Source organism: Azospirillum sp. B21 (assembly GCF_008364825.1).
Lineage (GTDB): Bacteria > Pseudomonadota > Alphaproteobacteria > Azospirillales > Azospirillaceae > Azospirillum.
In genome coordinates, this window is the sequence record NZ_VTTO01000024.1 from 59,801 (window position 1) to 73,711 (window position 13,911).

At 66.2% G+C, this 13,911-nt stretch carries 12 protein-coding genes and 1 rRNA gene; 5 read left to right on the plus strand and 8 right to left on the minus strand.

Annotation, left to right across the window (positions count from 1 at the left end; genetic code table 11):
• The first annotated feature begins 88 nt into the window (after positions 1-88).
• Positions 89-1,036 (plus strand): LysR family transcriptional regulator, encoded by a 948-nt coding sequence (locus FZ983_RS30765; protein WP_247884052.1) that lies wholly within the window; start codon positions 89-91, stop codon positions 1,034-1,036.
• Positions 1,037-1,057: 21 nt separating this feature from the next.
• Here the strand turns inward: FZ983_RS30765 and FZ983_RS30770 are convergent, their stop codons facing one another.
• The 7 genes from FZ983_RS30770 to FZ983_RS30800 all read right to left on the minus strand — a co-directional run bounded on the left by FZ983_RS30770 (position 1,058) and on the right by FZ983_RS30800 (position 9,934).
• Positions 1,058-1,429, minus strand: a complete 372-nt coding sequence (locus FZ983_RS30770) for a ribbon-helix-helix domain-containing protein (protein ID WP_149228361.1) — start codon at positions 1,427-1,429, stop codon at positions 1,058-1,060.
• Between the two features lie 47 nt (positions 1,430-1,476).
• Positions 1,477-3,591 (minus strand): sigma-54-dependent Fis family transcriptional regulator, encoded by a 2,115-nt coding sequence (locus tag FZ983_RS30775; RefSeq protein ID WP_149228362.1) that lies wholly within the window; start codon positions 3,589-3,591, stop codon positions 1,477-1,479.
• A 223-nt stretch (positions 3,592-3,814) separates the two neighbouring features.
• Complete coding sequence (locus FZ983_RS30780) at positions 3,815-5,455, minus strand: molecular chaperone GroEL (RefSeq protein ID WP_149228363.1); 1,641 nt, start codon at positions 5,453-5,455, stop codon at positions 3,815-3,817.
• An 85-nt stretch (positions 5,456-5,540) separates the two neighbouring features.
• Complete coding sequence (locus tag FZ983_RS30785) at positions 5,541-5,897, minus strand: MmoB/DmpM family protein (protein WP_149228364.1); 357 nt, start codon at positions 5,895-5,897, stop codon at positions 5,541-5,543.
• Positions 5,898-5,933: 36 nt separating this feature from the next.
• The gene (locus FZ983_RS30790; protein ID WP_149228365.1) at positions 5,934-7,073 is read right to left on the minus strand and encodes an aromatic/alkene monooxygenase hydroxylase subunit beta; all 1,140 of its coding nucleotides are present in this window, start codon (positions 7,071-7,073) and stop codon (positions 5,934-5,936) included.
• Positions 7,074-7,105: 32 nt separating this feature from the next.
• Positions 7,106-8,164 (minus strand): 2Fe-2S iron-sulfur cluster-binding protein, encoded by a 1,059-nt coding sequence (locus FZ983_RS30795; RefSeq protein ID WP_149228366.1) that lies wholly within the window; start codon positions 8,162-8,164, stop codon positions 7,106-7,108.
• A gap of 105 nt (positions 8,165-8,269) precedes the next feature.
• Positions 8,270-9,934, minus strand: coding sequence for an aromatic/alkene/methane monooxygenase hydroxylase/oxygenase subunit alpha (locus FZ983_RS30800; protein ID WP_149228367.1), 1,665 nt, complete (start codon positions 9,932-9,934; stop codon positions 8,270-8,272).
• 529 nt (positions 9,935-10,463) lie between these two features.
• Between FZ983_RS30800 and FZ983_RS30805 the strand changes: the two genes are divergently transcribed.
• From FZ983_RS30805 to FZ983_RS30820, 4 genes are read left to right on the plus strand one after another with little or no spacing between them, the layout of a single operon-like run.
• On the plus strand, positions 10,464-10,856 hold the full coding sequence (locus tag FZ983_RS30805; RefSeq protein ID WP_149228368.1) for a c-type cytochrome: 393 nt from the start codon (positions 10,464-10,466) through the stop codon (positions 10,854-10,856).
• Positions 10,857-10,888: 32 nt separating this feature from the next.
• Positions 10,889-11,284, plus strand: a complete 396-nt coding sequence (locus FZ983_RS30810) for a VOC family protein (RefSeq protein ID WP_149228369.1) — start codon at positions 10,889-10,891, stop codon at positions 11,282-11,284.
• A gap of 44 nt (positions 11,285-11,328) precedes the next feature.
• Positions 11,329-11,883: a twin-arginine translocation signal domain-containing protein gene (locus FZ983_RS30815; protein ID WP_149228370.1), complete on the plus strand. Its 555-nt coding sequence runs from the start codon at positions 11,329-11,331 to the stop codon at positions 11,881-11,883.
• A gap of 54 nt (positions 11,884-11,937) precedes the next feature.
• Positions 11,938-13,509, plus strand: a complete 1,572-nt coding sequence (locus tag FZ983_RS30820) for a GMC family oxidoreductase (RefSeq protein ID WP_149228371.1) — start codon at positions 11,938-11,940, stop codon at positions 13,507-13,509.
• A gap of 117 nt (positions 13,510-13,626) precedes the next feature.
• Here the strand turns inward: FZ983_RS30820 and rrf are convergent.
• A 5S ribosomal RNA gene (rrf, locus tag FZ983_RS30825) occupies positions 13,627-13,742 on the minus strand.
• Positions 13,743-13,911: the final 169 nt, after the last annotated feature.

A 13,911-nucleotide genomic window follows, 5' to 3' on the forward strand; every position in this document is an offset into this window, starting at 1 on the left:
GATGAAAACGTTAGCCCCACGTACTATTGAGGAAAATTCAAATACACAGCACAGTATGGATAGGGATTCCTGATGAATTGGGCGGCCGATGACCATCCAGCACGCCACGCTGCGCCAGCTCCAGATCTTCACCGCCGCCGCCCGCAGCCTGTCCTTCGCCCGCGTGGCGGAGCGGTTCGGCCTGACGCCCGGCGCGGTTTCGTTCCAGATCAAGCAGGTGGAGGGTCATTGCGGATTCCCGCTGTTCGAGCGGGTCGGCCGCGGCGTCGTGCTGACGGAGGCCGGGCGCGACCTGCTGGACCATGCGACACTGATCCTCCAGGCGCTGGAGAACGCCGACCGTCGGATGCAGGCGCTGAAGGGGGTGACCGGCGGCAACGTCACCATCGGGCTGGTCAGCACCGCCAAATACATCGCCCCGCATATGGTCTCCCGTTTCCAGGCGGAGCGGCCGGGCGTGTCGATCCATCTCCAGGACGGCAACCGGCGGGAGGTCAACGCGATGGTCGCCAAGGGCGAGGTCGACCTCGCCATCATGGGCCGTCCGCTGGACGCGGAGGAACTGCTGGCCGAACCCTTCGCCCGCCACCCCAGCATCATCATCTGCGCGCCGACCCATCCGCTGGCCGACGCCCCGTCCCTGCGCCTGTCCGATCTGGCCGACAGCGGCTTCATCGCGCGGGAGGAAGGCGCCGGCACGCGGGCGCTGACCGACGCCTATTTCCACGGCCAGGGCTTTTCGCCGCGCATCGTCATGACTTCCAGCAGCAACGAGACGATCAAGCAGGCGGTCATGGCCGGCATCGGCCTCGCCCTGCTGTCGCGCCACACCGTGGATCTGGAGCTGGCGCTGGGCATGCTGCGCGAGCTGAAGGTGGAAGGGCTGCCGCTGATGCGCTCCTGGTACATCGCCCATCGCCGCAGCCTGCCGCTGCTGCCGGTGCATGCGCAGCTGCGCGGCTACCTTCTGGAACGCGGGCAGTCGATCATCGACAGCATCCAGGCCGGCCACCGGGCGCTTGCGTCCGGCAGCTGACGTGGCTTTCCGTCCGCACCGTCACGCGTCATCGGACAGCCGCCGGTCCCGCTGGAAAGCAAGGACGGACGCACCGCCCTCCGTTACGGAAGCCGCGCCCCTCGCCTGCCCGCCGGCCTCGGAAACAGTGCCGGGAGCCATGGTCAGATAGCGCACGCAGCTGACACGCAGGAAGGAGGCGAGGTTCTGGATCGTGCCGTGGACCTCCACGACCTCGTCATGCAGGGTGACGATCAGGCGGTTGGTCGTGATCCCCTGCTCCGCCGCGATGTCGGCGAGGACGTTCCAGAACAGGTTCTCCAACCGGATGCTGGTCACCATCCCGTGGATGCGGACCGAACGGGACCGCGCCTCGTACAGGATAGGGTCGGTTTTGACGAAGATCTGGCACATGCACCGGCCCTCCCTGGAGCGGTTACGCTGTCCTGCGGCAAGCGGGGTCAGGCACGGGCAGCACCCATCCCCTTGCCGATGGCCTCGCGCCGGATGCCGTGCTGGCTCAGCTTGCGGTACAGGGTGCTGCGGGAAATGCCCAGCACCGCGGCGGCGTCCGACAGGTTCCCGCCGGTGGCGGCGATCACGTCCTCGATGGTCCGCTGCTCCGTCACCGTCAGGGACATGGCTGGCGGGGACATGGCTGGCGGGCCGGCAGACGCAGGCATCGCCATCGGCGGACCCGGCAGGGGCCAACCCTCCGCGTCCACGCCGCCGCAGGCGTCCCGCAATTCTTCGGGAAGATCGCCGACGTCCACCATTCCGCCGGTGGACAGCAGGACCGCGCGCTCCACCAGATTCCTCAGCTCCCGGACATTGCCCGGCCAGTCATAGCGATGCAGCCGGTCCAGCGCCGCCGCCGTGAACCGAACCGGATCCCGCCCGTGCCGGTCGGCCAGCAGATCGTTGAAATGGGCGATCAGGCGCGGCACGTCTCCCTGCCGTTCCCGCAACGGCGGCACCCGCAGCGCGGTGACGGCGAGGCGGTGATACAGGTCCCGGCGGAAGCGACCGGCGGCCACCTCATGGCGCAGATTCCGGTTGGTCATGGCGAGCAGCCGGACCGAGACCCGGCGCGGCGTGCTGTCGCCGATGCGGTACAGAACCCCCTCCTCCAGCACCCGCAGCAGATAGGGTTGGAGGTCGAGCGGCAGTTCGCCCACCTCGTCCAGGCACAGAGTGCCGCCATCGGCCAGTTCGAAACGGCCGGTCCGCCCCTCCGCCGCCGCTCCGGTGAAGGCGCCGCGGACATAGCCGAACAGCTCGCTGCCCAGCATCTCGCGCGACACGGCACCGCAATTGAAGGGTATGAACGGTCCGGAGGCCACGGCGCTGTGCCCGTGGATGGCCCGCGCGAACAGTTCCTTGCCGACGCCGGTCTCGCCCTCGATCAGGATGGGGACCGGCAGCGGCGCCAGCCGTTCTCCCTGGCCGATCACCGCGCGCAGGCTGTCGCTGCCCCCGACGATCTCGGCAAAGCGGGACCGCGCATGATCGGTCTCGTCGGACGCCGTGCGGCGGCCGGCAGGCAGGCGGCAGGAGGCCGCGCGGGGAATGACCAGCAGCGTGCCCCGCCGTTCGCCGTCGAGCATCAGGGGCCGGACCCAGTCGGCGGGCACGGGCAGTTGGCCATCCGCCGGATTGCCAGCCGCCATGCCGGCGATCCCGACGATGGGCAGCTTCGTTCCGCGGCTGAGCTGAGGCAGGTCGGACCCGAGATTAACCTTCAGCAGATGCGCCGCCTTGCGGCTGGCGTAGAGCAGGCGGCCCCGCGCATCCAGAGCGATCAGTCCCTCTCCGGCATATTTCTGGCTGTCCTCCAGGCAGGCTTCCAGCAGCCGGACATGTTCCGCCTCGGTCTGGCGGGCGAGGTTCCATTCCACCTGCCGGGCGGCCACCACCGCCAGTGCCAGCGCCTGGGCGCTGAATCCCTGCTTCAGTCCGGAGATGTCGAGCAGCCCGACGACCGACCCGTCCAGCGGATCATGGATCGGTGCCCCGGCGCAGCTCCACCCCTTGATGCCGGCGCAGTAATGCTCGGCCGCCTGGACCAGCACCGGCGTCTTGGACGCCAGCGCCGTGCCGATGCCGTTGGTCCCGGCGCTGCTCTCGCTCCAATGGCCGCCGCAGCCCAGGCTGATGTCGCGTGCCGCGTTCAGCGTCGCCCGGTCGCCCGCCGCCTCCAGCACCACGCCGTTGGCATCGGTGATCAGCATCACCGTCCGCGTCCCGGCCAGAAGATCCGCCGCCTCCGCCAGCGTGGTGGCTGCGGCCTGCAGGAGTTCGCGATTCTCCCGTCTCAGGGCTTCGACATGGTCGGCGCCGACAACCGGAGCCGCGTCCGCCCGCGCATCGACCAGAAAGCTCTGGCACCGCGCCCAGGACCGGATGACCACGTCGCGGACCGGCAGGTTTTCCTGCCGCGATCCGGAAACGAAGTCCTCCCACGCCTTCATCGTCGCCCGTTCGCCGTCACGTTCGCTCTTGGCCAGCGCATGGAACGCCGGACCGGATGACGCAACGGCCGAACGGCCGATGGCGACCTCTTCATTGGCCAACACTGTCCCCTCCCTGCTTCCCGGCGTCTTTTGCTGTTTTATTGCCCGTGCGCCGATTGTCCTTCGGTCCGAAAGCGGAGGCCTGCCCCGATCCGCCGCTCGTCAGATTGTTCGTATAAGAAACCATAAGCCGAACCGAAGCGGGAGCGGTAGTAGCGGAATACTCTATGGCTTTTTTCCCTGCCCCTTTCCCCGAAGGTGGAGGTTTCCGGCCGCCGGATCCGGATCAGGCCCGCCCATAGCGCTCCATTCCGCCGCCACGGGCCGGGCCTGCCGTGGGATCGACGTCGTCGGGAATGTCGGCGATCAGGGTGTGGGTGGTCAGGACCAGCTTGGCGACCGACACCGCGTTCAGCAGGGCCAGCGTGGTGACCTTAGCCGGGTCGATGATCCCCGCGGCGAACAGGTCGCCGAACCGGCCGGTGCGCGCATCGAACCCGGCGCCGTCGGGAAGCTCGGCGAGGCGCGCGGCGATGCCTGCCCCGTCCAGTCCGCCATTCTCCGCGATGCAGACCAGCGGCTGCAGCATCGCCCGCTGCACCAGCCTTATCCCTGCGCGCTCGCCCTCTCCCACATCCGCGGCCAGCCGGTCGAGCAGCGGGGCGATGCGGGCCAGCGCGGTGCCGCCGCCGGGCAGCACCCCCTCCGCCAGCGCGGCGCGGGCGGCGGCGAGCGAATCCTCCAGAAGCTGGGCGGTGCGCTTCTGCTCAACCGGGGTGGCGCCGCCGACCTCGATCAGGGCGGTGCCGTGCGTCAGCTTCGCCAGCCGCTGGGACAGCTTGTCGCGTTCGATGTTGGGCGGCGCCTCCTCCCACTGGCGCTGGACCAGGGCGCGGCGGGCGGCCAGCGCGTCCGGATCACCGTGGCCGCGCAGGATGGTGGTGCGGCCGGCGGACACCTCGATGCGGTCGGCGCCCCCCAGATCCTCCGCCGTCACGCTGTCGAGGCGCCCGCCCAAATCGCGGGCGATCACGCGCCCGCCGGTCAGGATCGCGATGTCCTCCATCGTCGCCGTGCGCCAATGGCCGAATTCCGGCGGATTGATCGCCACCACAGTGGCGCGGCCGTCGCGGCGCAGTTCCATCAGCGCCGCTACCACCTCCGGCGCTACGCTGTCTGCCATGATCAGCAGCGGGCGATGCCCGGCGGCGATGCGGTCGACCAAGCGCAGGACCGGCTCCGGATCGGTGATCTTGTGGTCGGTCATCAGGATGCAGGGCCGCTCCAGCACCGCGGTCTGGCCGGTGGGCTCGGTCGCCATGTGGTGCGACAGGAATCCGCGGTCCAGCACCATGCCCTCCAGCACATGCAGCGCGGTCGGCACGCCCGGCTGGCCATATTCGATGTCGATCACCCCCTCAACCCCCACCCGACGCAGGGCGTCCGCCACCAGCCGGCCGAGCGCCGGATCGGTCGCCGCGACCGTCGCCACCTGTTCCAGCTGCGCATCGCCCTCCAACGGCCGGGCCATGCCGCGCAGCCGGTCGACGACGAAGCCGCAGGCCCGTTCCATTCCCTCCACCAGCTCGACCGAACCATGGCCGTCAGCCAGCACGGCGACGCCGTCCTGGATCAGCGCGTCGGCCAGAACGGTGGCGGTGGTGGTGCCGTCGCCGGCCACGTCGTTGGTCTGCTTCGACACCTCGCGCACCACCTGTGCGCCCATGTTCTCGAAGCGACAGGGCAACTCGATCTCGGCGGCGATGCTGACGCCGTCGCGGGAGATCATCGGCGTGCCGATGGGGCGGTCGATGATCGCGTTCGTCCCCTTCGGCCCCAGCGTGCCGCGCACCGCCAGCGCCAGCTTGCCCACCCCACGGGCAAGCGCGGCCCGCGCTTCGGCACGGTGCAGCATCATCTTCGGCATGGTCTCGTTCCCTCCCATTCTTGATTTTGCGGATTTGAAAAAGAGGCGGAGCCCGCTGGACCTGATGCGGACCCCGCCTGCCCACTCACTCGTAGGCCAGCGCGTCATCCATGTTGCCGAAGAGGACGACCGTGTCCTCGTCGATCATGACCATGCGGCCATAGTGGGTGGAGGTGGAGATCTCGAAGATGTGCGGGGTCATCTCGCGGCCCAGCGCTTCACCGATCTCGCTCATCTTGAACTCGATCTTGCCCTCGCCGTCGATGCGGATCATCGCCGGCAGGTAGGTGACGGTGATTCCGGGCTTGCTCTCCATCACCTCGGCAATGCAGCGCGCCTCGACGCTGTCGTTCATCGTCACGCCGCACTGGTGCGAGATGGAGCCGTCCTGGGTGATGTCCTTCAGCGGCTTGAAAAGCTGCTGCACGGTGGTGACGCTCATGGTTTTCGTCCTCTTGTGGCGGAGATGTGGGAAGGATCACTCGGCCGCGGCATCAGAAACCGCGGCCGGGGCGGCGGGCTGCCCAACCTCGACCGGCGGCAAGGCCGGCAGGTCGGCGTCGATGCCGATCTCGCGCCCGATGGCGGCGACGCGGTTGCGCGCCCGCTCGAAGGCATCGGCGAAGCTCGCCGCCTTGACCCTGGGCAGCGACCACAGCGGCTGAAGCTGCAGCGCCGCCTTCACCGCCAGCCCGGCATGATGGGTGAACCAGCTCTGCAGCATGGTCCGGTTGTCCTGCCCGTGCGCCGCGTCGTGCAGCAGCAGGGCGAACAGCTCCACCGCGTTGGCGAGGTTCCGTTCATAGTCGGCCTCCGCCGCCGAAATGACCGACGGGGTCGAGAAGTCGTTCTGCGCCGCCGCCACCTGCATGACGAAGCCGCTGCGGAACAGCTCGCCGACCAGCGGTTCGAAGACGAGGTTGACGGCGAAATACTGCTCCAGGAAGTCGGTGGCGGCGCGGATATGCTCCACCGCCTCGCGGCAGGGCTGCCAGATCGGATCGTCCAGCCAGTGCGCCTTGCCGGCATCGAGGTCAAAGCCGCCGATATCGCTGCCGACCTCGGCCAGATAGAGCGTCAGGTCCTGGGCGAAGCGCAGCTTGTAGGAGGCGTTGGTCAAGATGGCGTTGTTGACCATCTGGGTGTAGCCGTAGCGCTGCGCCCGCATCAGCGCGGTGCCCAAGCCATATTCGGCATGCTTGAAGGCACCGACATGGTTCTGCAGTACGGCGACCCAGGCCTTGTCGAAGCGCTGGGGCGCACCGGCGCGGCGCGCATTCTCCACCACGTTCTGGATCATGCCGACGATGGTGGACTGGCGCTGGTAATGGGTGCGTTCCCATTCCTGGTCGGGCGCGCGGAAGCCGTGCCAGTCCGTGCATTTCAGCGCGGTCCAGTCCTTGGAATAGGTCGGCGTGCCGTCGCCGAAGGAGATGATCCAGTTCTGGAGCAGATAGCGCTCCGGATCGGGCTGGACGTCGACCGTCACGTCCTCGTAATGGGTGGCTTTGCGCCCCTTCGGCTCGAAGTAGTTGTAGCGGCGGCTGTCCGATCCCGGAAAGACCTTGGCTCCGGCGGCGGCGGATGCGGCTGTGGTATCGGCTTCCTGCATGGTCATCGTCTTTCCTCCCGTATTTGCAAAAGCCCGGCTCAGCGGGTGGCGGGGGTGAATTTGTCGAAATAGACGCGCGCGGAATCGACGCCGGCCATCTGCAGGACCGGCAGCACCGCGTCGATCATCGGCGGCGGCCCGCAGGAGAAGACGTCCGCCTCCTCCACCTCCGCCATTTCGGATAGGTGCCGGCGCAGCACCTCGTGGATGAAGCCGGTCTCGCCGGTCCAGCCGTCGCCCTCCTCGGCATGGGACAGGGCCGGGATGAAGGCGAAGTCCGGCAGGCTGCGGGCGAATTCCTCGAACAGGTCGAGGTGGAACAGGTCCCTGCGGCTGCGGGCGCCGTAGAAGAGACGCACCGGCCGCGTCTCGCCGCTGGCGGCCTGATCGCGCAGGATCGACAGCAGCGGCGCCATGCCCGACCCGCCGCCGACCAGGATCATCGGCCCGTCCCGCCCCTCGCGGCGGAAACAGGTGCCGTAGGGACCGCGGACGCTCACCCGGTCGCCGACCGACAGGCCGCCGTCGAGCTGGCGGGAAAAGGCGCCGTCCGGATATTTTTTGATGATGAACTCCAGCCGGTTGCCGTCGGCCGGCGGATTGCCCATCGAGAAGGACCGGGTGAGGCCGATACCGGGCAGCGTGATGTCGGCATATTGCCCGGCCCAGAACTTCATCGGCTGGTCCAGTTCCAGCGCGATGGCGACGATGTCGTGGGTCAGCGGCTCCACCGCCGCCAGCCGCGCATTGAAGTCCTTCACCGGGATGGAGCGGGACAGCAGATCCTCGTCGTAATTCAGCAGTTCCACCGCCACGTCGCTGTAGGCCAGCGAGCGGCAGAGCAGGATGTGGTTGCTGTCGCGCTCCGGATCGGAGAGCGCGAAGGTGGAGTATTTCAGCATCTCCACGTCGCCGTCGATCAGCAGGCATTTGCAGGCGGAGCATTGCCCCTCCTTGCAGCCATGCATCAGCGAGACGCCCTGGCGGAAGGCCGCGTCGAGGATGGTTTCCCCCTCCGCGACCTCCATTTCGATGCCGACCGGCTCCAGCCGCACCGTGTGGACGGCCGGACTGTTGTGCAGCGCTTGTGCGGTCATGGTCTGTCGATCTCCGCGGTGATGTCCGCCTGTGATGTCCGCAGGGGATCCCGTTCCCCCCTTCCGGTTGGAAAGGGGGTCGGGCCCGAGTGAATGGGCGGGGGATCAGACCCGACGGATCGTGAAGCCCTTGCGGTATTCCTCGACATGGGCCTGACGCTGTTGCGGCGTCATTTCGCGGAGCGCCAGCAGCGGGCTGCGGATGGTGTGGCCGCGCACATGGTCGAGCGTCCACATGTCCTTCTCCTCGAAGGACAGATGCGGCTGGGCGACCAGCGTCTTCCCGTCGGGGCGGACGAAGCCCATGTCCTGGATGGCGTCGGCGAGGTCCCAGCCGTCATAGACCTCCTCCCACTGGCGCCGGCCGGAGAAGCGGCCCATCGCCGGGGTCGGGCGACCCTGGTATTCGCCGGCGAAGGCCTCCTTGTGGGTCCAGCGGTCGACCTCGGAAGCGTAGGTGAAGAGTTCGCCATTCACCTCGTCGACCTGGAAGTCCTCGCGAATCACGCAGGGTACCAGGCTCGACCAGCAGCGGTGCGGATAGACGTAGCCGGTGTCGGCGAAGGTGATCGGCACGCTGCCGGGCTTGCTGAGCTTGGCGTAATTCTCCCACCAGATGCCGAACTCGTCGTACCAGCCCGGATACTTGCTCTCGAACCATTCGAAGTCGCGCTCGGTCATCGCCTCGATGCGCCAGAAATTGGCCCACCAGCCGGCCGAGAAGAACTGGGCGATCTTGTGGACGTAGTTCTTCTTGACGATGCTGTCGAAGGCTTCATGAACGTCGTCGTGGTGGATCTTGATGCCGTACTTCTCCAGCGGCAGCATGTAGGTGCGGTAGTAATCCTCGAAGATCCAGCGGTGCCACAGCTCGGCGTAGGATTCCTTGTTCTTGTCACGATTCTTGGTGCCGTATTCGATGATCGTGCCGATTGCGGCATCGACGATCATGTGGTTCTGCCAGAAGGAATAGCGGATGTCGCGTTCCAGCAGCAGATGGTTGTCCGGCTCCTTCAGCACCGACATCAGCATGGAATGGCCGTTGCCGATGTGGCGGGATTCGTCACTCTGCACCGACAGGAAGACGGTGGGCAGGGCATAGTCGCCGTTGCGCGCCGCTTCCGACGGCATGGCGACGAACAGCGTGTTGGTGAAGGCGGTCTCCGCCACGACCTGGAGGTAGATGTTCGACGCGGTGATGGCGTCGCCGGTCAGGAACGCCTCACCGAACTGCCGGCCGATGGTGGTGGCGTAGCATTTGCCGAACGCCTTCTCGGTGATGTCGAAGCCGGCCGGGTCGATGTAGTTCTCCATGTACCATTTCTTGAGGTTCATCTGGATCGTCGAGTGGCGGAACTCGTCGATCATCTGCATGGTGAAGCCGGTGCGCAGATCGTCGCCCGGCGCCAGCTGGCCCAGCGTCGCCATCGACCGCGCCGCCGAGATCTCCGGGAAGGGGATGATCGCCAGGAACAGCTTCATCCATTCGATCCAGCGCGGCTCGACATTGCGGAACATGTCGCCGCGCAGTGCTGCGTCCAGCGCGCCATAGACGCGGTTGTCCTTCTCCTCCTGCATCGGAAAGTAGGAGCGCAGGACCTGCTTCATCGGGTCGCGCGGCGCCTTGGAGATCTTGTAGTCAGTCGGAAAGGCCATCGCCTCCTTGACATAGGAGGGCGTCCAGCCGAGATCGGCGACACGGCGCGCCGCCTCGCTGATGCCAATGCCTTTCTGGCTGGTGATCTTGTTCAGCGTCAATCCATCCGGCATGTCGTCTCTCCCCATGATTTTGATGATGGTGTTCCGATGGTCTGGCTAAAGGATCGGGCCTGAAGGATCGCGTCGTTCGCCGGTGCCGGGCGAATCGCTGCCGGGCAAAGTCGTGCCGGCCTATGGGATGCCGGCGGCGTGATATCCGAGATCGTCCGGTTTCAGGCCGATTGCGTCCGCCTAACGGGGGCGGCTGCACCGTCGACCCTGTAAAGCAACGGCCATGCCAAGCCGGCAATCGGCGGCGGCAAACCGATTTTAAAGAACGTTCGCATCACCCACTGTCCCATCATGAGACGATCTGTCGCGGGCGGGTGTCTCAAAACGAAACAGTCGGGACACTCGATACCGGCGACACCCCAGGAAAACGTCCCGCCACCAAGCTCCCGGCAACCGCCCGCAAGATGGCATGACGCTTGCTGTTCCCAGTCAACGGCGCCGCCTCTGCCACCTGCCCGGCTGATCCGGCAAAGAATAGCGCAGGCGCCGCCCCACGTATCGGGAGGGATTTTGAAAGATGAGGCATGCGATGCACGCGAAACTGTCGCCGCACCGCTGGGTGATGCTGCTGCTCCTGCTCTCCATACCGTTCTCGCCTTTCACGCGGAAATCCGCGGCGGCGGAAGGCGAGACGCTGTTCCGGCAGCAATGCGGAGCCTGCCATACGGTGAAGAAGGACGATGGCCCGCGCGCCGGACCGCCGCTGTTTGGCGTCATCGGCCGCAAGGCCGGCTCGGCGTCCGGTTTCGAATATTCCGACGCGTTGCGAGGCGCCGGCTTCGCCTGGGACGCCGGCCATCTGGAGCGCTGGCTGGCGAACTCGAACGAGTTCCTCCCCGGCAGCTACATGAATTACCGGCAGGACGACGGCAGCGTCCGCAAGAGCATCGTCAATTTCCTGGAAACCAGCGCAACCCGCTGACCCGGCCCTACAACGACATCGCAGGAAGCATCATGGCCAAGATCATCCACATGATGGTGCGCGTCCTCGACGAACAGCGGTCGCTTGACTTCTACGCGAAGGCCTTCGGGCTTGAGCCGGCCGAGCGGCTGGCCTTCGACGGCTTCACGCTGATCTACCTGCGCAATGCGGAGAACGATTTCGAACTGGAATTGACCGTCAACCACGACCGCAGCACCCCATACACCCATGGCGACGGCTACGGCCACATGGCGGTCGCGGTGGACGATCTGGAGCGGGAGCACGCCCGGCTGTCGGCCTTGGGCTTCCCGGTAACGCCGGTGAAGGAGTTCGCCCCCGGCGGCGCGCTGCTGGCCCGCTTTTTCTTCGTCACCGATCCGGACGGCTACAAGACCGAGGTCCTGCAACGCCACGGCCGCTACTGCTGAGTTTTGACGACAAGAACAAACCCCTTGGGAAGGAGACGTCGATCATGCGCGTTCTCGACAAACGGACACGGTTCAACAGGCGGAATTTCCTCAAAACCTCGGCCGCTTCGGTGGCGGCGGCGGGCGCGGTCTCCAGCGGTGTCGTGTCCATCGCGGCAGCGCCGGCCTGGGCCGATGCGCTCACGGCGATCAAGCCCGACGCTGCCAAAACACTTCTGGTGATGGTGCGCGACCTCTATCCGCACGATCGGCTGGGCGACGCCTATTACGAGAAGGCGCTTGCCTCCATGGACCAGGAAGCCGCCAAGGACGCGACGCTGGCCGGCCAGCTCAATGAAGGCGCCGTGGCACTCGATACCGCAGCGCGCAAGCTGCGCAATGCTCCCTACGCCGCCATTCCAGCCGAGGCGGACCGCGTCGCAGTACTGAAATCTATCGAAACCACCCCGTTCTTCAGCAAGGTCCGCGGCGACATGGTGGTCGCGCTCTACAACCAGCCGGAGGTGTGGGCGAAGCTCGGCTACGAAGGGGCGTCGGCCGAATATGGCGGCTACATCCACCGCGGGTTCGACGATCTCGATTGGATCAAGGACGCCTGACGCGACCAGCCTCAATGAACGCCCACAAAAGCCCGCAACGGGGAGGAACGAGACATGGCTGCGAAATTCTCATTGGACGACGACGGCGTCGTGGTGGTGATCGGATCGGGGGCCGGCGGCGGCACCCTGTCGAACGAACTGGCCCAGAAGGGGATCAAGGTCGTCTGCCTGGAAGCCGGCGGGCGCCACGAGATCCAGGATTTCGTGAACGACGAGTGGAAGAGCTTTTCGCAAATCTCCTGGCTCGACAAGCGCACCACCTCGGGTGCCTGGCGGGTGGCGAAGGACTTTCCCAACCTGCCGGCCTGGATCGTCAAGGCGGTCGGCGGGTCCACCGTCCATTGGGCCGGCGCCTCGCTCCGCTTCCAGGAGCATGAGTTCAAGGCGCGCACGACCTATGGCGAGGTGGAGGGGGCCAATTTGCTTGACTGGCCGGTGACGCTGGCGGAGATGGAGCCCTACTACGCCAAGGCCGAATTCAAGATGGGCACAACCGGTACCAACGGCATCCCGCGTCTGCCCGGCAACAACAATTACAAGGTGCTGGCGGCCGGCGCCAAGAAGCTGGGCTACACCGATTTCCACACCGGCAACATGTCGATCAACAGCAAGCCGCGCGATGGCCGCGGACCCTGCCAGCAGATCGGCTTCTGTTTCCAGGGCTGCAAATCGGGTGCGAAATGGTCCACCCTCTACACCGAGATCCCCAAGGGCGAGGCCACCGGCAATCTGGAGGTCCGGCCGAACGCCCAGGTCCTGAAGGTGGAGCATGACGCCAAGGGCCGGGTCAACGCCGTGCTCTATGCCGACGGCACCGGCGCCATCCAGCGGCAGAAGGCCCGCATCGTCGCGGTGGCCGGCAACTCTATCGAAAGCCCGCGCCTGCTGCTGAATTCGGCCTCGACGATGTTCCCGGACGGGCTGGCGAATTCCTCGGGTCAGGTCGGGCGCAACTATATGCGGCACATGACCGGTTCCGTCTATGCGGTGTTCGATCGGCCGGTCCACATGTACCGCGGCACCACCATGGCCGGCATCATCAAGGACGAGTCCCGCTTCGACCCGCGGCGCGGTTTCGTCGGCGGCTACGAGATGGAAACGCTGTCGCTTGGCGTGCCCTTCATGGCCGCCTTCCTCGATCCCGGCGCCTGGGGCCGCGATTTCAGCTCGGCGATGGATGCCTACGACCATATCGCCGGTATGTGGCTGGTGGGGGAGGACATGCCGCGCGAGACCAACCGCGTCAGCCTGCACGCCACTGAGAAGGACAAGTTCGGCCTGCCCATTCCCAACGTGCATTTCGACGACCACCCCAACGACATCGCCATGCGCACCCACGCCTATGGGCGCGGCTCGGCGGTCTATGACGCGGTGGGTGCTGTCCGCACCATCCACACCCCGCCCTACCCGTCCACCCACAACCTCGGCACCAATCGGATGAGCGCCAACGCCCGCGACGGTGTCGTCAACAAATGGGGACAGGCGCACGACATCAAGAACCTGTTCGTGTCGGACGGCAGCCAGTTCACCAGCGGAGCATCTGAGAACCCGACCCTCACCATCGTCGCGCTGGCGATCCGGCAGGCGGAGTATATCGCCGACCAGATGACGAAGCGGGAGATCTAAGAAGACGGTCCAAACACGAAAAACGCCCCGGCTCATGCGAGCCGGGGCGTTTCTGGTGGGGTGTGCGAAGATGTCAGCGTTTATGCTTCGTGATTGAGCGTCTCTTGAGCCTGAGTGACCTGGCGGCGACCTACTCTCCCACGTCTTAAGACGCAGTACCATTGGCGCGGAGGCTTTTCACGGCCGAGTTCGGGATGGGATCGGGTGTTTGACACCTCGCCATGACCACCAGGTCACCAAGGCTCAAGACCGACGCTCTTCCCAAAGCGTATCGCTGTTCAGTGCAAGTGAGGGTGAGGATGTATCGAACTGCGGTGTGTGCGTCAAGCAGGCTTGCTGCTGCGCATGGCGCGGTTTGTGTGGGGTGAGATCAAGCCGATCGAGCGATTAGTAAGGCTTAGC